The 19,461-nt window shown below is 60.1% G+C and carries 15 protein-coding genes and 2 pseudogenes; 2 read left to right on the top strand and 15 right to left on the bottom strand.

Annotated features, from left to right (window positions below):
- Positions 1-16: 16 nt before the first annotated feature.
- The 5 genes from F8N43_RS17745 to arcD (F8N43_RS17765) form a co-directional block, all read right to left on the bottom strand.
- The gene (locus F8N43_RS17745) at positions 17-379 is read right to left on the bottom strand and encodes a DUF5064 family protein (protein ID WP_150633188.1); all 363 of its coding nucleotides are present in this window, start codon (positions 377-379) and stop codon (positions 17-19) included.
- A 12-nt stretch (positions 380-391) separates the two neighbouring features.
- Positions 392-1,321 carry a carbamate kinase gene (gene arcC, locus F8N43_RS17750; protein ID WP_150633187.1) on the bottom strand — a complete coding sequence of 310 codons (930 nt, stop codon included), beginning with the start codon at positions 1,319-1,321 and terminating at the stop codon, positions 392-394.
- Between the two features lie 187 nt (positions 1,322-1,508).
- Positions 1,509-2,519, bottom strand: a complete 1,011-nt coding sequence (locus F8N43_RS17755) for an ornithine carbamoyltransferase (RefSeq protein ID WP_150639427.1) — start codon at positions 2,517-2,519, stop codon at positions 1,509-1,511.
- A 70-nt stretch (positions 2,520-2,589) separates the two neighbouring features.
- Entirely contained in the window at positions 2,590-3,846 is a 1,257-nt protein-coding gene (arcA, locus tag F8N43_RS17760) for an arginine deiminase (RefSeq protein ID WP_150639426.1), read from the bottom strand.
- Positions 3,847-3,881: 35 nt separating this feature from the next.
- Positions 3,882-5,309: an arginine-ornithine antiporter gene (gene arcD, locus F8N43_RS17765; protein ID WP_150633184.1), complete on the bottom strand. Its 1,428-nt coding sequence runs from the start codon at positions 5,307-5,309 to the stop codon at positions 3,882-3,884.
- Positions 5,310-5,733: 424 nt separating this feature from the next.
- Between arcD (F8N43_RS17765) and arcD (F8N43_RS17770) the strand changes: the two genes are divergently transcribed.
- Positions 5,734-7,161 carry an arginine-ornithine antiporter gene (gene arcD, locus F8N43_RS17770; protein ID WP_150633183.1) on the top strand — a complete coding sequence of 476 codons (1,428 nt, stop codon included), beginning with the start codon at positions 5,734-5,736 and terminating at the stop codon, positions 7,159-7,161.
- A complete protein-coding gene (locus F8N43_RS17775) occupies positions 7,158-8,021 on the top strand; it encodes a DNA-3-methyladenine glycosylase family protein (protein WP_150633182.1) in 864 nt (287 codons plus the stop codon). Before arcD (F8N43_RS17770) ends, F8N43_RS17775 begins: the two co-directional genes overlap by 4 nt.
- 179 nt (positions 8,022-8,200) lie before the next feature.
- On the opposite strand, the gene F8N43_RS17780 is transcribed toward F8N43_RS17775, so the two are convergent.
- From F8N43_RS17780 to gap, 10 genes and pseudogenes are all read right to left on the bottom strand, one after another.
- Positions 8,201-9,532: a CoA transferase gene (locus F8N43_RS17780; protein ID WP_150633181.1), complete on the bottom strand. Its 1,332-nt coding sequence runs from the start codon at positions 9,530-9,532 to the stop codon at positions 8,201-8,203.
- Positions 9,533-9,729: 197 nt separating this feature from the next.
- Positions 9,730-10,254: pseudogene (locus tag F8N43_RS29910) on the bottom strand (methyl-accepting chemotaxis protein); the annotation flags it as partial.
- A gap of 381 nt (positions 10,255-10,635) precedes the next feature.
- Positions 10,636-11,868: pseudogene (locus F8N43_RS29915) on the bottom strand (chemotaxis protein); the annotation flags it as partial.
- Positions 11,869-12,069: 201 nt separating this feature from the next.
- The gene (locus F8N43_RS17790) at positions 12,070-12,465 is read right to left on the bottom strand and encodes a YbaN family protein (protein WP_150654099.1); all 396 of its coding nucleotides are present in this window, start codon (positions 12,463-12,465) and stop codon (positions 12,070-12,072) included.
- A gap of 163 nt (positions 12,466-12,628) precedes the next feature.
- On the bottom strand, positions 12,629-13,231 hold the full coding sequence (locus tag F8N43_RS17795; protein WP_150654100.1) for a biliverdin-producing heme oxygenase: 603 nt from the start codon (positions 13,229-13,231) through the stop codon (positions 12,629-12,631).
- 114 nt (positions 13,232-13,345) lie between these two features.
- Positions 13,346-15,937: a TonB-dependent receptor gene (locus tag F8N43_RS17800; protein WP_150654101.1), complete on the bottom strand. Its 2,592-nt coding sequence runs from the start codon at positions 15,935-15,937 to the stop codon at positions 13,346-13,348.
- A 122-nt stretch (positions 15,938-16,059) separates the two neighbouring features.
- Positions 16,060-17,025 (bottom strand): FecR family protein, encoded by a 966-nt coding sequence (locus F8N43_RS17805; RefSeq protein WP_150634030.1) that lies wholly within the window; start codon positions 17,023-17,025, stop codon positions 16,060-16,062.
- An 82-nt stretch (positions 17,026-17,107) separates the two neighbouring features.
- Positions 17,108-17,626, bottom strand: coding sequence for an RNA polymerase sigma factor (locus F8N43_RS17810; protein WP_150634029.1), 519 nt, complete (start codon positions 17,624-17,626; stop codon positions 17,108-17,110).
- Positions 17,627-17,703: 77 nt separating this feature from the next.
- Positions 17,704-18,168, bottom strand: a complete 465-nt coding sequence (locus F8N43_RS17815; protein WP_150634028.1) for a methylglyoxal synthase — start codon at positions 18,166-18,168, stop codon at positions 17,704-17,706.
- Between the two features lie 146 nt (positions 18,169-18,314).
- The gene (gene gap / locus F8N43_RS17820; RefSeq protein WP_150634027.1) at positions 18,315-19,316 is read right to left on the bottom strand and encodes a type I glyceraldehyde-3-phosphate dehydrogenase; all 1,002 of its coding nucleotides are present in this window, start codon (positions 19,314-19,316) and stop codon (positions 18,315-18,317) included.
- Positions 19,317-19,461 lie beyond the last annotated feature (145 nt).

The raw sequence follows: 19,461 nt of genomic DNA on the forward strand, positions 1-19,461 counted from the left end.
ATCCAGGGGAACAGGGTTACTCGAAGTTCTTGAGGTCTACCGGGTCGCCGGATTTCATATCCAGCTTCGTCCGAATGTCTTCAAACACCAAGTCGTAATGTTTGTGAACCGAGCCGATCTGGCTGTGTGTCCTTGGAATGCCGTACTTCTCGGCGATATTCGTTATGTTGTTGGCGAAGTTGTAGGCCTCAACCTTGGGTAGAAAGAAGGTTTCGCTCATATCCTTGTTCTGAATGCTGCCATGCATGGTGAACTGGATGCCTTTTTCGCCTTTGTCGTCCTTGCTGACCTCATAGTCGAGGTGCAGGTTGTAGCTGACATCATCCGGGGTCAGCGCGTGGCGCTCGATGTGCAGCTTGCCGGGCTCGAACGTTGCCATTGACGTTTCTCCTTATAAATAAGTTATGCCAGGTTTCGCCGTGCTGATGCGCGTTCCGGCCTTGCCCTGGACGATCGCTTCGATGTCCGAGAGTGAACCGATCACCGCGGTTTTTCCAGTATGGCGGGCAAACTCACAGGCCGCCTGAACCTTCGGCCCCATGGAACCTGCGGCAAAACCGAGTTTCTCCATGTCGTCCGGGTGCGCCTGAGCGATGGCTTTCTGGGTCGGTTTGCCGAAGTCGATGAAGGCGGCGTTGACGTCGGTGGCGATCACCAGCAAATCACTGTCCAGCTGTTCGGCCAGCAGCGCCGAGCACAGGTCCTTGTCGATCACCGCTTCCACGCCTTGCAGCTTGCCGTGGGCGCCATACATGGTTGGAATGCCGCCACCACCGGCGCAGATCACGATGCTGCCTTTTTCCAGCAGCCATTTGATCGGGCGGATTTCGAAGATGCGTTTCGGTCTCGGGCTGGCGACCACGCGACGGTATTTGTCGCCGTCCGGGGCAATCGCCCAGCCTTTTTCGGCGGCGAGTTTTTCCGCTTCGGCCTTGGCGTAGACCGGGCCGATGGGTTTGCTCGGGTTCTGGAACGCCGGATCGTTGGGGTCGACTTCAACCTGGGTCAGGAGCGTGGCGAAGGGCACTTCGAAGTCCAGCAGGTTGCCCAGTTCCTGTTCGATGATGTAGCCGATCATGCCTTCGGTTTCGGCGCCGAGCACGTCCAGCGGATACGGCGAAACCGAGGTGTAAGCCGCCGCTTGCAGCGACAGCAGGCCGACCTGCGGACCATTGCCGTGGGCGATGACCAGTTCATTGCCGGCGTAAATCTTGGCGATTTGCTCGGTGGCGATCCGGATGTTGGCGCGTTGATTGTCCGCGGTCATGGGTTCACCACGGCGGAGCAGGGCGTTACCGCCCAGAGCAACGACGATACGCATAATGCAGTCCTTCTAAAGCAGAGAAGTTGCGAGCGACTCGGTGTCCCTGTAGGGACTCGGTCAATGTGGGAGCTGGCTCGCCAGCGATGGCGTCGCCTCGGTCTGTCAGATACACCGAGGTGATGCCATCGCTGGCGAGCCAGCTCCCACAGGTTCCGTGTTCCTGCAGGAACGGCCAGGTCAGCCGTTAGATATCCGCCAGCGCTGACACCAGAATCGCCTTGATGGTGTGCATGCGGTTTTCCGCTTGCTCGAAGGCGATGTTGGCCGGGGATTCGAAGACTTCTTCAGTCACCTCCACGCCATTGGCCAGGTTCGGGTAGCGCGCGGCGATGTCCTTGCCGACCTTGGTTTCGCTGTTGTGGAACGCCGGCAGGCAGTGCATGAATTTCACGCGCGGGTTGCCCGAGGCTTTCATCATCGCCGCGTTGACCTGGTACGGCAGCAGTTGCTCGATACGCTCGTCCCACGCTTCCACCGGCTCACCCATCGAAACCCAGATGTCGGTGTGGATGAAGTCCACGCCCTTGACCGCTTCTTTCGGGTCTTCGGTGATGGTGATGCGTGCGCCGCTTTCTTCGGCGAAGGCTTTGCACTGGGCGATGAAATCAGCGTGCGGCCACAGCGCTTTCGGCGCGGCGATGCGCACGTCCATGCCGAGTTTGGCGCCGATCATCAGCAGCGAGTTGCCCATGTTGTAGCGGGCGTCGCCGAGGTAGGCGTAGCTGATGTCATGCAGCGGTTTGTCGCTGTGTTCGCGCATGGTCAGGGTGTCGGCGATCATCTGCGTCGGGTGGAACTCAGCGGTCAGACCGTTGAACACCGGCACACCGGCGAACTTGGCGAGCTCTTCGACAATTTCCTGTTCGAAGCCACGGTATTCGATGGCATCGAACATCCGCCCGAGCACGCGGGCGGTGTCTTTCATGCTTTCCTTGTGGCCGATCTGCGACGACACCGGGTCAATGTAGGTGACGTGGGCGCCCTGGTCATGGGCCGCGACTTCGAAGGCGCAACGGGTGCGGGTCGAGGTTTTTTCGAAGATCAGTGCGATGTTCTTGCCTTGCAGGTGCGGACGCTCGGTGCCGGTGTACTTGGCGCGCTTGAGGTCGCGGGACAGGTCCAGCAAATAGTTCAGCTCGCGAGTCGTATGGTGCATCAACGAGAGCAGGCTGCGGTTACGCATGTTGAAAGCCATGATTGGATCTCCTTGGGTTTCGGTTATCCGCCTGCTTCACGCGTTATAAGCGTGAAGCAGGGCTCAGGATTTAATAGTCGATAGGGTCGCGAATGATCGGGCAGGTCATGCAGTGGCCGCCGCCACGTCCGCGCCCCAGTTCGCCGGCGCTGATGGTGATGACTTCCACACCGGCCTTGCGCAGCAGGGTGTTGGTGTAGGTGTTGCGGTCATAACCGATCACCACGCCCGGCTCCACGGCCACCACGTTGTTGCCGTCATCCCACTGTTCGCGTTCGGCGGCGAAGCTGTTGCCGCCGGTTTCCACCACGCGCAATGCTTTGAGGTTGAGGGCCTTGGCCACGGTGTCGAGAAAGTTGGTTTCTTCGCGGCGAATGTCGATGCCGCCCGGTTTGCTTTCGTCAGGACGCAAGGTGAAGGCGACGATCTGGTTCACCACTTCCGGGAAGATCGTGACCAGGTCGCGGTCGCAGAAACTGAACACGGTGTCCAGGTGCATCGCGGCACGGGACTTCGGCAGGCCGGCAACGATGACTTTCTCGACGGCTTTGTTCTTGAACAGGTTCACCGCCAGTTGGCCGATCGCCTGACGGGACGAGCGTTCACCCATGCCGATCAACACCACGCCGTTGCCGATTGGCATCACGTCGCCGCCTTCAAGGGTGGCGCTGCCGTGTTCCTGATCCGGGTCGCCGTACCAGATTTCAAAGTCGGCGTTGGTGAATTGCGGGTGGAATTTGTAGATGGCGCTGGCCAGCAGGGTTTCCTGACGGCGGGCCGGCCAGTACATCGGGTTCAGGGTCACGCCACCATAGATCCAGCAGGTGGTGTCGCGGGTGAACTGGGTGTTGGGCAGCGGCGGCAGAATGAAGCTGGAGTGGCCGAGGAAGTCGCGGAACATCTGAATGGTCTTGCCGCCGAAGCTGTCCGGCAGGTCATCGGCGGACACGCCGCCAATCAGGAACTCGGCGATCTTGCGCGGCTCCAGGCTGCGCAGCCACGAACCGACTTCATGGATCAGGCCGAGGCCGACCGAATTGGCGGTGACCTTGCGTTCCAGAATCCAGTCCAGCGCTTCAGGGATGGCGACGATGTCGGTCAGCAGGTTGTGCATTTCCAGCACGTCGATGTTGCGTTCACGCATTTTGGTGACGAAGTCGAAATGGTCACGCTTGGCCTGGGCGACCCACAGCACATCATCGAAAAGCAGCTCATCGCAGTTGTTCGGGGTCAGCCGCTGGTGGGCCAGGCCGGGGGAGCAAACCATGACTTTGCGCAGTTTGCCGGCTTCGGAATGTACGCCGTACTTAACTTTTTCGGTGGTCATTTCAGTGATCCTCCAAATGACAAATCAATCAGGTGTTACAGGGTCAGGAAGCCGTCATACAGCCCGTAAGCCGCCACGAGGGCGCCCACGACGACTGCGGCGAAAATCAGCTTCTCGACGTTGGTGAAAACCGGTTTGTTGACTTCAAGCTTGGCCTTGGCGAACAGGATCGCGCCGGGGGCATAGAGCAGGGCGGAGAGCAGCAGGTATTTGACGCCGCCGGCATAGATCAGCCAGATCGCGTAGATCAATGCGACGGCACCGATGAACAGGTCTTTCCTGCGCTCGGCCATGGCGTTTTCATAACTCTCGCCTCGCACCGCCAGCAGCAGCGCATAGGCCGCCGACCACAGGTACGGCACCAGAATCATCGAGGTGGCGAGGTAGATCAGCGACAGGTACGTGCTGGCCGAGAACAGCGTAATGACCAAGAACAATTGCACCATCGCGTTGGTCAGCCACAAGGCGTTGACCGGTACGTGGTTGGCGTTTTCCTTGCGCAGGAAGGCCGGCATGGTGTGGTCCTTGGCGGCGGCGAACATGATCTCCGCGCACAGCAGCACCCACGACAGCAGCGCCCCCAGCAGCGAGATGATCAGACCGATGCTGATCAGCACCGCGCCCCACGGACCGACCACATGTTCCAGTACGGCCGCCATTGACGGGTTCTGCAACTTGGCCAATTCCGGTTGGGTCATGATGCCCAGCGACAGCACGTTCACCAGCACCAGGAACAGCAGCACGGTGATGAAACCGATCACGGTGGCTTTACCGACGTCGCTGCGTTTTTCTGCGCGGGCCGAAAAGATGCTCGCGCCTTCGATGCCGATGAACACCCACACGGTGACCAGCATCATGTTGCGCACCTGGTTCATCACGCTGCCCAGGTCCGGGTTTTTCAGGCCCCAGATGTCAGCGGTGAAGATGTCCAGTTTGAAGGCGAAAACAGCGATCAGCACAAACAGCAGCAGCGGCACGACCTTGGCAACGGTGGTCACCAGGTTGATGAACGCGGCTTCCTTGATCCCCCGCAGCACGAGGAAATGCACACCCCAGAGCAGCACCGACGCGCCGATTACTGCGGCAACGGTGTTGCCTTCGCCAAAGATCGGGAAGAAGTAACCGAGGGTGCTGAACAGCAAAACGAAGTAGCCGACGTTGCCGAGCCAGGCACTGATCCAGTAACCCCAGGCGGACGAGAAACCCATGTAGTCGCCGAACCCGGCCTTGGCGTAGGCGTAGACACCGCCGTCCAGGTCAGGTTTTCGATTGGCAAGGGTTTGAAAGACGAAGGCCAGCGTCAGCATGCCGACGGCGGTAATGGCCCAACCGATCAGCACGGCGCCGACGTCGGCACTGGCTGCCATGTTCTGCGGCAAAGAGAAGATCCCGCCACCAATCATTGAGCCGACAACCAGCGCAACCAGTGCACCGAGTTTCAGTTTTCCGGGGGATTCAGACATTGCATGACTCCAATGCAGGAGAAAAGAGACAACAGATTAATTCTGTTCGCTATTCAATCATCTGACATAGATCAGTGCATGGTCACATTCCATTGTTAATGAAAGACTTATGAATCTTTCCCAGGCATAACGGTATTGCCGGAAAAGCCCAGTCCAGAGCCATCGGCCAGAACGCTCAGCAAGGGAGGATATTACTCGGACCTTTAGGCTAGTTCGTTTTCCGGTTTGCGCAAATTTTTGAAGTTTGTTTCAGTACCGAATTGATTTATTAGGATCAACACACAAAACTGCTGTTGCCGACTGCGGCTATAGAAGCACCGGCTATAAATAGAAGACGCGAATCGCCATTAATTAATAAACGTTATTACCGTTTGCCTATTTAGTTAAAGTTATTCCTGGGGCGAGGAAAAAAGGAGACGCTGGAATGTCGCAACCGACGCAAAAACTTCGCCTGAGCGCACTGATTGCGCTGGTGGTGGGATCGATGATTGGCGGCGGGATCTTCTCTTTGCCACAGAACATGGCGGCGCGTGCCGATGCTGGCGCGATATTGATCGGTTGGGCCATCACGGCGGTCGGCATGCTGACGCTGGCCTTCGTGTTCCAGACGCTGGCCAATCGCAAGCCCGAACTGGACTCCGGGGTGTACGCCTACGCCAAGGCCGGGTTCGGCGACTACATGGGTTTCTCGTCCGCGTGGGGTTACTGGATCAGCGCCTGGCTCGGCAACGTCGGCTACTTCGTCTTGCTGTTCAGCACCCTGGGGTACTTCTTTCCGGTGTTTGGCCAGGGCAACACGCCCATCGCCATCGGCTGCGCCTCGGTCCTGCTCTGGGCCGTGCATTTTCTGGTGATGCGCGGGATCAAGGAAGCGACGTTCATCAATCAGTTGACCACCGTGGCCAAGATCGTGCCGCTGATCATGTTCATCGTCATCGCCGCCGTGGCGTTCAAGGCTGACATCTTCACTCGCGACATCTGGGGCCACAGCAACCCGAATTTCGGCGGGGTGATGGATCAAGTGCGCAACATGATGCTGGTCACCGTGTTTGTGTTCATCGGTATCGAGGGCGCCAGTGTGTATTCGGCGCGGGCGGAGAAACGTTCGGATGTGGGACGCGCCACGGTCATCGGTTTTCTCGGCGTGCTGGCGTTGTTGGTGCTGGTGAATGTGTTGTCGCTGGGGATCATGAGTCAGCCGGAACTGGCCAACCTGCAGAACCCATCGCTGGCGGCAGTGCTGGAACGTATCGTCGGGCCCTGGGGCGCTTTGTTGATCAGCATTGGCCTGGCGATTTCGCTGCTGGGTGCACTGTTGTCCTGGGCGCTGCTGTGCGCCGAGATCCTGTTTGCCACGGCGAAAGACAACACCATGCCGGCCTTCCTGAAAAAGGAAAACGCCAATCATGTGCCGGTCAATGCGCTGTGGCTGACCAACGTGATGATCCAGATTTTCCTGCTGATCACGCTGTTTTCCGCTGGCACCTACACCGGCCTGATCTACCTCGCGTCGTCGATGATTCTGGTGCCATATCTGTGGTCGGCGGCGTATGCGGTGCTGTTGAGCGGGCGCGGCGAAACCTACGAACATGCCTCGGCGGAACGCACCAAAGACCTGCTGATCGGCGGCATCTCGCTGAGTTACGCGGTGTGGCTGTTGTACGCCGGCGGGGTGAAGTATTTGCTGCTGTCGGCGTTGTTGTATGCACCGGGGGTGATTCTGTTCGCCAAGGCCAAACACGAGCAGGGTGAACCGCTGTTTACGACCATCGAGAAAGGGATTTTTACCGCGGTCATCAGCGGCGCCGGGTTGGCGGCGTATGGCTTGTACAGCGGATTGCTGTCGTTGTGAGGTTGCTGCTGGCGTATCAACCGCCCTATGACTGGCCGGCGATGCTGGGCTTCTTGTCGGCGCGGGCTGTGGCGGGAATGGAAACGGTGGTGGATGGCGTGTATTCGCGCAGCATCGGCTTGAACGGTGTTCACGGTACGTTCTCGATAAGGCCGGTGGCGGGCGATGCGCTGCAAGTGACGCTGGACTTTGCTGATCCGGCGGCGCTGCCGGAGATCGTTGCGCGGTTGCGGCGGATGTTTGATCTGGATGCGGATTTATCGGCGATTCATCAGTCGCTGAAGGCTGATCCGTTGATGGCGCGGTTGATTGCCGAGCGCCCGGGATTGCGGGTTCCGGGGGCGTGGGACGGTCTCGAACTGGCGATTCGTGCGGTGTTGGGTCAGCAGATTACGGTGAGCGCGGCGATCCGGTTGGCGGGGAAACTGGTGGCGCAGTATGGGCAGCCTTTGGACTCTGTTCTGCCCGGTGTCACATCTGTGTTTCCTGAGTCGGCCGTTTTGGCGGACGCAGATCTGGCAACGCTGGGCATGCCGAAAAGTCGGGGCCGGACGTTGTCGGGTGTGGCTCAGGCGTTGCTCGATGATCCGTTGCTGTTTGAACCGGGGCGTGAGGGCGGTGTGGCGCGGTTGCTGGCGTTGCACGGGATTGGCGACTGGACGGCGCAGTACATTGCGTTGCGGCAGTTGCGGGAGATGGATGCGTTTCCGAGTGGGGATGTGGGGTTGATCAATGCACTGGCGGCGCTTCAAGAAAGGCCGGTGACGGCGCGGGAATTGCTGCTGCGCGCCGAGGCGTGGCGACCTTGCCGAGGGTATGCGGCGCAGCTTCTTTGGACTTCGTTGAGCCGGATGGATTGAGCTGTTTGTTACGGCCTCATCGCCAGCAGGCTGGCTCCCACAGGTTTTGTGATCGACATAAGTCCGCTGTGGGGCAACTGTCTTGATTTTGATGATTTGGTTTGGCTGGCTCCCACAGGTTTTGTGAACGATGCAGATTCACTGTGGGAGCCAGCCTGCTGGCGATGGGGCCAGAACGGTCACCCCCACTGCGCGCGATGAGAACCCAATTCAGTTGCCGGCAGTGCCCACTGCAATGGCGTGCCGGTGATTTTCAGCGGCACTTGCAACCGATGCGCCGGGCCCCATGGCGTTTGCTCAACCAACAGGCCCTGATCGTTTTCATCCTCCGCCCGCAAGGCCTCGGTTGTCCCAGCGCCATTTTCAATCAACAACTTCGCCGTCCGCGCCAACGACAATCTGGCTGACCCACCACGTCCCAATAGGGTGATCGCCGCAGCCGCCATCAAATATCCGGTGGCATGATCGAGTGCCTGCACCGGCAGCGGCGTCGGCTTGTCCGCGGTCTTCCACTGCATCCCCGCCTCGGCAATCCCGCTGCTCATCTGCACCAGGCTGTCGAAGCCGCGCCGGTTCTGCCATGGACCGCTCCAGCCGTAGGCGTTGAGGCACACATCAATCAGGCCTGGCGCCAGTTTCTGCCGCTCGGCGACACCGTAACCCAACCTTTGCAATGCGTCGGCGCGGTAGCCGTGGAGCAAGATATCGGCGTCCTTGAGCAGGCTTTCGAATAGCGTTCGATCCTCCTTGTTGTGCAGGTCCAGGCGTGCGCAGCGTTTGCCCAGCGTGACTTCCGGTACCACGCCCGGTTCGTTCCAGGTCGGTGGGTCGATGCGCAAGACATCGGCGCCCAGGCCCGCGAGAAAACGACTGGCGACGGGCCCTGCGAGCACGCGTGTGAGGTCCAGCACCTTGATCCCGGCCAGCGGTTGCGCCACCGAACCTTTCCAGGGCTTGGGCTGTTGCGGGTTACCGGCGCTGAACTGAATCAACGGCTCGGCGTTCACCGCCAAACCTTGTGGGTGCGCTTGCCATTGCGCCCAGGTACGCATCTCAGCGGCGCAGCCACCGGCGTCGACCACGGCCTGTTCCAGATCGGTTTTCGCCCATTGCGCCACCTTGCTCGCCACGTCTGCGCGGTCGGCACACGCGCCGAGCACGCTTTCGGCGGCGGCACGATGATGAGGTGCGTTGGTGTGCAGGCGGATCCAGCCATCCTTGGTCGCATAGTCACCGGCAACCGGGTCCCACAGCGGTGGAATGCTCCAACCGACGGGGCGGATCGACGTGGCGAACCAGAAAGACGCGAGGCGACGGTCGACTTCAAGGTTGGGTAAGCGACCGGTCTGCTGCTGCAGTAATTCGCTGGCAGCCTGGCCGGCAGCGGCAATGCTGGCGCAGGCCAGGTCGGTGACGGCGAACGCCGAGGGCAGGGCGCCGCTCGAGGTAAACGGAATCGGGGTGTGGGGCAAGCCGAGTGCGGCTTGAATGGACGTGAGTAAATCAGTCATCGAAGGCCCTCCGAAACGAGAGCTCGATCATAGATCAAAAAAATGCCCGGCCGGATGAAATCCCCAATTGCCAACCGAACACCTGATCCTGTGGGAGCTGGCTTGCCTGCGATGGCGGTGTGTCAGTCGACTTCCAAGTTGGTTGGCATTCCGCTATCGCAGGCAAGCCAGCTCCCACAGGGGGTTGTGCTGGTTTGCTACACCCGGAACTGATCCATCAGTTTCATCTGGTGGGTGGTCAACGAATTGAGCTGGCTGCTGATGTGCGCTGATTCGGTGGCCTGGCCGGTCAGGGTCTCGGTGACGGTGCGGATCGCCGAGACGTTGCGGTTGACCTCTTCGGCCACGGCGCTTTGCTGTTCGGCGGCGCTGGCGATTTGCAGGTTCATGTCGCTGATCACGGTGACCGCGTCGCTGATTTTGCTCAAGGCTTGCACCGCTTGCTGGATCTGTCCGGCGTTGCTGTGGGCCTGGGACTGGCTCGAATGCATGGTGGCGACCACGCCGCGGGTGCCGGTCTGGATGCGCTCGATGACGATGCGGATCTCTTCCACCGAGTCTTGCGTGCGTTTGGCCAGGTTGCGTACTTCATCGGCCACCACCGCAAAGCCGCGACCGCTTTCCCCGGCACGGGCGGCTTCGATCGCGGCGTTCAGCGCCAGCAAGTTGGTCTGCTCGGCGATGCTGCGGATCACTTCCAGCACCGAACCGATCTGCTCGCTGTTGACCGCCAGCGCTTCGACTTCGGTCACGGCTTTACTGACTTCGTCAGCCAGATGATTGATGTCGCGGGTGCTGCGTTCGATGATCGACATGCCGTCGCGGGCCGATTGATCTGCACCTTTGGCTGCGTTGGCCGCGTTCGAGGCGCTGTTGGCGACTTCATGAGCCGTGGCGCTCATTTCGTTGGACGCGGTGGCCACCTGGTCGATTTCGCGGAACTGCACCTGCATGCCTTCGCTGGTCTGACGGGCGATTTCCGAAGACTGATCGGCAGTGCCACGGGTGTCGGTGATGCTCTGTTTGATCTGCGCGATGGTCGGTTGCAGCTTGTCGAGGAAGCGGTTGAACCAGCTGACCAGTTCGCCCAGTTCATCTTTCTTGCTGTAGTGCAGACGCTGCGTCAGGTCGCCGTCGCCACTGGCAATCGCCTTGAGCATCTCGGCCACGCTGTTGATCGGCCGGGTCACGCCCGAGGCGGTGAGCCAGATCAGCAGCAGCCCGAGGAGACCGGCAGCGACCGCCACAAGTACCGCTTTGATCGTGCCGCTTTGCTGGGCGTCATCGAGCACCGCTTGCAGCTTCACCGAGTCGGCCAGCAGTACTTGTTTCGGCAGGTCGATCACTACGCCCCAGGCTTTGGAATCGCTGATCGGGCTGACCGGGTACACCGCACGAATCAAATCACCTTGTTCAAGGATTTTCGGTGCGCCACCGCTGAGCAATTGCAGGACATCCTTGCCTTCGGCGCCCAGGGTGTCGCCGATACTTTTGCCGACCTTGCTCGCGTCGACGCTGTAACCGGCGAGCACGCCGCTGCCGGAGACAATCAGCATGTGCCCGGCGCTGTTGAACAGGTCTCGCTGGGAATCGACCGCCGCTGCCTGCAGGGCGTCGAGGGCGATGTCCACACCGACCACACCGATGGCTTTGCCGTCCACCAGCAGCGGAACGGAAATGGTGGTCATCAGCATTTCCTTGCCGCCGACGGTATCGGCATACGGGTCCAGCAGGCAGGTGCGCTTGCTGTCGCGAGGGCAGGTGTACCAACTGTTGTAAGGGGTGCCGCTGAGGCTCAAGGTGGTTTTGGTCATGTCGGCTTCGACCATGATTGTGTTGATCCCGGCACCACCGGCGCGGCTCCAGTAACTGGCGAAACGACCGGCTTCGTTGGACTGGCGAGCCGCATCATTGGCGAACTCGCTGTCCTTGCCGTCCAGCCCGTTGGGTTCGAACGCCGCCCAGATTCCCAGCACCTTGCTGTTGCGATCGAAGGCGGTTTTCAGGCTCTGGTTCAACTCTTCACGCAGGGCACCGGCCTCAAGCGAACGCTTGGCGGCCATGTTGCGCATGTCCTTGATCTGGTCCGCCAGGGCAGTCGCCACCAGCAGACTTTCGCCGAACGTCTTCTGCACCCGCACCGCCTGCTCGGCGGCCTTGGCCTGAAGCAGGTCCTGCACGCTGTCGGTGAGCATTTTGCGGCTGGAGGCGCTGACCAGTTCATCGTTCTGGTTGGTCTGGTAGAAATTCATGCTGACGATCAGGACAACCACACCCAGCAGGCAGAGACCGGAGAGCAGAACGATTTTCAGGCGGATGGACAGAGAGTCGAACATAGGACGAACTCGCGAATGAATGAGGTGTTGGCTGTGAGTCGAGGTCGACCCGGTTCGCCAAATCCATTCAGCGCCATTCACTGCACATCGGCGTGGGGCGGGGATGCATGATGGTGGCTCCGACGAACGGTCATGGTTGAACGTTTGCGCGGAAAAATGTGCCGAAAAGCGGTGTAAAACGGGGGAAAATCGCGGTGTTGGTCAGGAGGCGGTCGGCATTGATTCCGGGCGTGACCAGATCCACAGATTGCCCAGGCTCATGCCGGCGATGGCCAGGTAAACCGGCCAGCCGTGATCGAGCATCATCAGCATCAACCCGGCGCACAGCAGCATGCTCACGGTGGCACTGACCTTGGCCCGACGGGCGACGATCTTGCCATTGCGCCAGTTGCAGAGGATCGGACCGAACAGCCGATGGTTTTCCAGCCAGGCACTCAGGCGCGGCGAACTCCTGGTCGCGGCCCAGGCGGCGAGCAGAATGAACTCGGTGGTCGGCAGCCCCGGCACGACGATGGCGATCAGGCCGATGGCGAGGCTGATGTAGGCCAGAAGGCCGAACAGGATACGGGCGAGTTTCGAGGAGCGGAATTGAGGCATAGGCTCAAGAGTGTGCGTCGAGGAAAGGATTAAATTCTTGCAGATGGGCGCTGTCCCGTGTGGGAGCGGGCTTGCCCGCGATTGCGGTGGGTCAGACAACATCTATGTCGACTGATGCTCCGTAATCGCGGGCAAGCCCGCTCCCACAGGGGGATGTGTTCGGTCAGGCTGGTTCGGTGGCGTAGGCCTGTTCAAGCAACACGGTGAAGCGGTTGAACGCATTAATTGCGCCTTTATCCAGTTCCGCTTCTTCCTGGGCCGTGAGTTCCAGGCCATCCAGGGTTTTGACGAAGCTTTTCCAGCCTTCAGCGCGGCCACCGGCCGGTTCACCGAGGTGACGGGCGCCGAAGGTTTCGCTCAAGCCCAAGCCCACTGCGCGCTTGATCAGGAACGCTGCTCCAAGCTTCGAGCCTTCGGAAACAAACAACCAACCCAGCGCTTCGGCCTTGGTCGGATTCTTCACGGCACCCGCGACGGGCGCCGGCACTTCGGCTTCCAGATCGGCCAGGTCAGCCTTGGCCGCTTCGGCACGGCAGCGTGCCGCCAGATCCGGAACGATGGCGATCAGTTCGGCATCGTTGTACAGCCCCGCCAGTTCCGACTGGAACAAATACTGCGCAACCACGAAACGGGCGAAACTGGCCTGGGTTTCGAACGGTGCGTGGGCTTTGACCAAGGCGTCGAGTTTGGTGTGTGGCTCGTTCGTGATCTGGTTCAAACGTTGCGAACGCAAAGCCCGGCGTTGAGCAGTGTCCTGGGTAGTCATGAGAAATCCTTGAAGAAAAGAGGCGCTTGGTAACGAGACGAACAAGAAGGCGCCTGAGCGTAAAAAACCTCACTGTGCGGCTCTATAAAAAGCCGCGCAGCGAGAGGGGCAGGATCAGATGTCCCAGACCAGGTTGACCGCAAAGTTGCGACCCGGCTGAGTCAGGCGATCCAGGTTGGCCGGGCTGATGACCGAAGCCTCGCCGACGCCGTCGTAGCCGCGCACGTCATCCCACAGCCAGTACTTCTTGTCGGTCAGGTTGTAGACCCCGGCGCTGACAGTCACGTCGTCGGTCACTTTGTAGAAACCGGTCAGGTCCAGAACGCCGAAACCCGGCGATTTGAACTGGTTGCTGACACCGTCCGGCGATTTGAATTTGGTGTCGTCGACGCGATCCTTCTTCTTCACCAGCGTCCAGCTGAGCAAACCACCGTAGTTGTCCTGGTCGTAACCGAGGCCGAACACGCCGGTCAGCGGGTTGACACTGTTGATCGGTTCACCGTTGTCGTTGTTGCGACCGTAGGCGTAGGCCACCGAGCCTTGGGTATACAGCCCTTGTGGCGCGCCGAACACGTCGAGGTTCAGACGTCCCTTGACCTCTGCGCCCTTGATCGTGGCGTGCTTGATGTTGGCGCTCTGGAAGGTCAGTTCGTCGTAACCCGGGGTGATGGCGTCCTCTTCGATGAAGTCGCGGTACTTGTTGTAGAACACGGCCACATCAAAGGAGCCGGATTCGAATTGACCGCGCAGCCCGGTCTCAAAGCCTTTGCTGGTTTCCGGCTCAAGGTTCGGATTCGGTTCCACGTGATATCCGGTGGTGGTGTTCTCGAAGCGCCCGAACAACGCCTTGGCGGTCGGCGTGCGGAAACCTTCGGCGTACTGGCCGTACCAGGTGTAGTGGTCGGTCAGGGCGTAGGTCAGGCCGAATTTCGGCGACACGCGGTGCCAGGTCTTGGTGTCGTCACTGACGGTGCCGCCAGGGGTAGCCGCCACCGTATTCATGAATTCCTGGGTGATGTGCGGCTTGAGCTGGGTGTAGTCGTAGCGCACGCCCGGCAGGAAGGTCCATTTGTCCCAGCTGATCTGATCCTGGGCAAACAGGCTGTAGGTGTTGACGGTTGGATCCGGGAAGTCGCTGGATTTTTTCAGGACATCCAGTGGACTGACGGCGCCGACGACGCGGCAGGTGCCAAATGGCTGGTAGCAGGTGCCGTTGCCGCTGCGCGAACCGGTGACTTTCTGTTGCTTGATCGTGGTGCCGTAGGTCAGCAGGTGTTCGGTGTCGGCAATGCTGAAAGCCTTGTCCAGTTGTGCGTCGAATACCCACTGCTTTTCTTCGTAAAGGGTTTCCCGGGTACGCAGCACTTTGCGCGAGAACGGGAAGTAGAACTCTTCGGTGCTCTGGTCAGTCTTCGCCACCTGATGGTTCAGGCTCCACTTGACGTTGTCCACCAGCAGGCTGTCGAGGGCAAAGCGGTGTTCCAGGCCGAAGCGCTCGCGAGTGATGGTGTCGTTGCCGGTGCGCCACTGGTACATGCCGCCGGGCAGCGCACTGTTTGAAACGGTTGGTGCGCCCTGGAAGTAAGGACCGCCGTAGGCACTTTTCTGATCGGTGTCGCGATCGTCCTTGTACTTTTCATACGTCAGGCCCAGGCGTGAATCTTCGTTGTAGTTCCAGCCGATCTTGGCCAGCACGTTGGAAGTACGCACGTCTTCCGGGTTGGCGGCGGTACGCGCAAGGCCTGTGCCGTTGTTGCTGCCGTAGGATTCGGTTTCGTGTCCGTCGCGCTGGCTGTAATGCAGCAAGCCATCGAACTGGTCGGCGCGGCCGGCCACGGTGGCGGACTTCAGCCAGCTGTCGTCGGCGGAGCTGTAGCCGGTTTTCAGGCGGGCGCCGACGTCTTTGCCGGGCTTGATAATGTCGTCCGGGTCGAGGGTGAAATAGCTGACTGCGCCGCCGATGGCGTTGCTGCCGTAGAGCACCGAGGCCGGACCGCGCAGGATTTCGACGCGCTTGATGATTTCCGGGTCGACGTAGTTGCGCTGGGTCTTGGCGTAAGGACCGTTGAAAAAGTCGTTCGGAACTTCGACGCCATCGACCTGGGTCAGAATCCGGTCACCGTCGATGCCGCGGATGTTGTAGCCGCTAATCCCGCCGCGCTGGCCGGCGCCGCCCACCGAAACACCCGGTTCGTAACGCACCAGATTCTTGATGGTATTGACGTTGTTGCGGTCCAGCTCTTCGCGGGTGTGAACGGTGACGGTGCCCGGCACGCTTTCGACGCTTTGTTCCTGGCGGGTGGCGCTGATGGTCACCTGCTGCAGGTTGAGGGCGCCGCTGCTCAGGCGCTTCTCCAGGACGATGTTGTTGTTGCCCAGTTTGCGATAGCTCAGGTTGGTCCCCACCAACAGGCGATCCAGGGCTTTCTCCGGCAACAGGGACCCGCGCACGCCCGGCGAGGCCACGCCTTGCCCCAGTTCTGCCGGCAAACCGACCTGCCAGCCCGTCACGGCGGTAAAGGCATTGAGTGCCGAGACTAGCGACTGTTGCGGGATGGCGAACGCATAATCGCCCATGTTGCGCGCCGGCTGCTCGGCAGCGGTGGCGGCCAAGAGCGGCGCGCTGCCGGCCATGAGAATGGCGGCGGTCAGCAGCGAGAGCACGCGGGAAGGTGAAGAGGAGTGGCGGGTAAGGCGAGAGGACATCGATAGCGCTCCGTGTCGCACGAATCTTTATAGGTGCTGATTGGCATCCGGAGATGCGAATCAATTGCATTGGCTATAACGAGACGTACGGGCTTCCGCTATCGAGTAAAAATAATTCTCATTTAGTTCAGGATCACCAGCGCGGGGAATTCCTGGAGCCGTGCCGAGGTGATGTGCGCCAGCGAGCGGACTACGTCCAGCGGCTGGTCGAGACGGTAATTGCCGGTTACGGCTACGTCCGCCAACTGTTCGTTGGTGTTGATGATCCAGCCCGGGTAGTAGCGTCGCAGCTCTGCCAGCACCTGGCTCAACGGGCAGTTCTCGAACACCAGTCGGCCCTGGACCCAGGCCAGGTCGGTCGCGGCATCGAGCTTGGCGGGCCGGTCGAAACCGTTGGGCCCGATGCGGATGCTCTCGCCGGCGGACAAGCGGATCCGCGCGTCGTCGCGAGTCGCGCGTAAATCGACATCCCCGCGCTGCACGCGAACCTGGGTGACGCCATCGAGGTAACGCACGGTGAACGCCGTGTCGTGCACGCTGGCCTGCACCGGGCCGGCATCGATTTCCAATGGCTGGCCGAGATGGGCCGGCACGTCGAAAAACGCTTCGCCCTGATACAAGCGGGCGACACGCCGTTGATCATTGATGGTGCTGGAGAATGCTGAATTGGTATTGAGCAGGACCTTCGAGCCGTCCTCCAGTTGCAGGCGCTGACGTTCACCGACCACCGTCAGGTGATCGGCCTGGAGACGCAGCGGCAGGTTGCTGAAACTGAACAGGCCGAGGATCAACACGGCAGCGGTGGCCAACGGTTTCCAGTGCGGGCGCAGGCGGGACAGCACGGTGACCTTGGGTGGCAGCGCGGCCAGGTGTTGCGCGCATTGCACAACTTGCGGGCCGTCCCAGATGGCCTGGGCCTTGGCGAACGCTTGCGCATGCAAAGGGTCGGCGTCCAGCCATGCCTGGAACTGGCGAGTCTGTTCTTCGCTCGGACTGCCCAACACGATCAGCCAGTCCAAAGCCTGGTCCATCGCGCTTGCGGCGTCCCGCGCCGGGGAGGGCGGAGGAGAGCGGTGGGTGTCCGTCACGGTGTTTCCTCGGCAGTGTCTTTGCACGGCTGTTTTTTTAGTGAAGCTTGAAAGTGGGCAAGGGTAGCAAAGCGTGGCGTGCTCAGTCGCCGTTTAACCGCTCGGCGACACCGATGCAGATGGCCATGATCAGCTTCAACTCCTTTTGCACGGTGCTCAACGACACACCGAGTTTCTCGGAAATCTCCAGATAGCTGTGCCCGTGCAGGCGACTGAGGATGAAGATCTGCTGCTGGCGGGCACTGAGCTCACCAAGGCTCACGTTCAAACGCTCCAGCAATTGTTCGGCATGGGCGGCGTCCTCGGCACTGCTGGCGGGAGCGGCGATACTTTCCACCACGTCCGGCGGGACGTCGTCGAGCATCGTCCGGGACTGAATGCGCCGCGCACGCAAATGGTCCAGCGCCAGGTTGCGGGCGGTCTGGAAAACGAAGGGTTCAAGGTGATCGATGGCGCGCTCGCCGAGGGCTCGGGTCACGCGCAGGTAGGTCTCCTGCAGGAGGTCTTCGGCGGTGCTGTGATTGTTGACCATCCGCTCCAACGTGCGCAGCAACGAAACCCGCTGGGCAATGAAGACGTGATTGAAGCGCGATTGACTCACGGGATAACCTGATCCATTTCGAGCGAATGATAATGCTTATCATCCTCTTGAGTGGTCAAGTATTGATTTGTGAAGGTTTATGCTCGGCCCAGCAAATAAGTCGCGTAATCAGGGATGCGCTGTGAGTGAGCCTGCTCCATCAGCGGACTGCTGAGCAGGTAGTCGGCGCTGCATTCGTTGCAGGCCACCGGAATGTTCCAGACCGCCGCGACCCGCAGCAACGCCTTGATGTCCGGGTCGTGTGGCTGTGGTTCGAACGGGTCCCAGAAGAACACCAGCATGTCGACCCGCTGTTCGGCGATTCGCGCGCCGAGCTGCTGATCGCCGCCCAATGGGCCGCTGATCATGCTTTCCACCGGCAGGTCGAGGCGTTGTTGCAACAACAACCCCGTGGTGCCGGTGGCGACCAGTTCATGTTGCGCGAGCTTGTCTTTGTGCCGCTCGGCCCATTCCAGCAAAAACACCTTGCAGTGGTCATGGGCGACCAGGGCGATACGCTTGCGCGCCGCCACGGTCTTTTGCGTGAAGCTGATACCGATCATGGGTGCTGCTCCAGGACGTAATGAACGACGCAATACCTGTAGGAGCTGCCGCAGGCTGCGATCTTCTGATCTTGATTTTCAGCAATCCCGAAAAGATCAAGATCAAGAGATCGCAGCCTGCGGCAGCTCCTACTCGTAAGCTTTACTTACTCGGCGTTGCACAGCGCCAGGCAGTTATCGAGCATGCGGTTGGAGAAGCCCCATTCGTTGTCGTACCAGGCCAACACCTTCAGCAGTTTGCCGCTGGATTTGGTGTGGTTGGCGTCGAAGATCGACGACAGCGGGTTGTGGTTGAAGTCGCTGGAGACCAGCGGCAGGGTGTTGTAGCCCAGAATCTTCGAATGCTGGCTGGCTTCTTTCAGCAGCGCATTCACCTCATCGGCCGACGCTTCGCGCTTGAGCTGTACGGTCAGGTCTACCAGCGACACGTTGATCACCGGAACGCGCACGGCCATCCCGGTCAGCTTGCCCGCCAGTTCCGGCAGCACCAGGCCGACCGCTTCCGCTGCACCGGTCTTGCTCGGGATCATGTTCTGAGTGGCCGAACGGGCGCGGTACGGGTCGGTGTGGTAGACGTCGGTCAGGTTCTGATCGTTGGTGTAGGCATGAATCGTGGTCATCAGGCCGCTTTCGATGCCCAGTTCGCGGTGCAGCACCTGAGCCACCGGCGCCAGGCAGTTGGTGGTGCACGAGGCGTTGGAAATAATCTGGTGGGATTGGCGCAGTATGTCGTGGTTAACCCCATAAACCACGGTGGCGTCGGCGCCTTTGGCCGGGGCCGAGATGATCACTTTCCGTGCGCCGGCCGTAATATGCGCAGCGGCTTTGGCCCGGTCGGTGAACAAACCGGTGCATTCGAAGACGACATCGATTTTTTCAGCGGCCCAAGGCAGTTCGGCCGGATTACGAATGGCGCTGACGGAAATACGGTCGCCGTTGACGGTCAGGCTTTCCTGATCGTGCTGCACATCGGCATCGAACGTGCCGTGAACAGTGTCGTACTTGAGCAGATGAGCGTTGATCGAGCTGTCACCGAGGTCGTTGATGGCAACGATCTGCAGGTCCTGACGGTAGCCCTGGGTATACAGTGCGCGCAGGACGTTGCGGCCGATACGGCCAAAACCATTGATTGCGATTCGAAGAGTCATTTAACAGGGCCGCCGTCGTTTTGTTGTTGGAATTACAAGATTATTCGCATAAAAATAGAAAACAAGCCTTTTTAATGGCAATATTTTGTTCAATCTACAACGAGCGACCTGAATCAACTGGTCCGAATGATCAAGAAAGCCGTCT

It is taken from the genome of Pseudomonas fluorescens (genome assembly GCF_902498065.1).
Taxonomy (GTDB): Bacteria; Pseudomonadota; Gammaproteobacteria; order Pseudomonadales; family Pseudomonadaceae; genus Aquipseudomonas; species Aquipseudomonas fluorescens_BJ.

Excerpts from the sequence above, each read along its gene's own strand:
- F8N43_RS17745 (WP_150633188.1), bottom strand. The coding sequence starts at position 379 with ATGGCAACGTTCGAGCCCGGCAAGCTGCACATCGAGCGCCACGCGCTG.
- arcC (WP_150633187.1), bottom strand. The coding sequence starts at position 1,321 with ATGCGTATCGTCGTTGCTCTGGGCGGTAACGCCCTGCTCCGCCGTGGT.
- F8N43_RS17800 (WP_150654101.1), bottom strand. The coding sequence starts at position 15,937 with ATGTCCTCTCGCCTTACCCGCCACTCCTCTTCACCTTCCCGCGTGCTC.
- arcD (WP_150633184.1), bottom strand. The coding sequence starts at position 5,309 with ATGTCTGAATCCCCCGGAAAACTGAAACTCGGTGCACTGGTTGCGCTG.
- gap (WP_150634027.1), bottom strand. The coding sequence starts at position 19,316 with ATGACTCTTCGAATCGCAATCAATGGTTTTGGCCGTATCGGCCGCAAC.
- F8N43_RS17780 (WP_150633181.1), bottom strand. The coding sequence starts at position 9,532 with ATGACTGATTTACTCACGTCCATTCAAGCCGCACTCGGCTTGCCCCAC.
- F8N43_RS17815 (WP_150634028.1), bottom strand. The coding sequence starts at position 18,168 with ATGATCGGTATCAGCTTCACGCAAAAGACCGTGGCGGCGCGCAAGCGT.
- arcA (WP_150639426.1), bottom strand. The coding sequence starts at position 3,846 with ATGACCACCGAAAAAGTTAAGTACGGCGTACATTCCGAAGCCGGCAAA.
- F8N43_RS17790 (WP_150654099.1), bottom strand. The coding sequence starts at position 12,465 with ATGCCTCAATTCCGCTCCTCGAAACTCGCCCGTATCCTGTTCGGCCTT.
- F8N43_RS17755 (WP_150639427.1), bottom strand. The coding sequence starts at position 2,519 with ATGGCTTTCAACATGCGTAACCGCAGCCTGCTCTCGTTGATGCACCAT.
- arcD (WP_150633183.1), top strand. The coding sequence starts at position 5,734 with ATGTCGCAACCGACGCAAAAACTTCGCCTGAGCGCACTGATTGCGCTG.
- F8N43_RS17795 (WP_150654100.1), bottom strand. The coding sequence starts at position 13,231 with ATGACTACCCAGGACACTGCTCAACGCCGGGCTTTGCGTTCGCAACGT.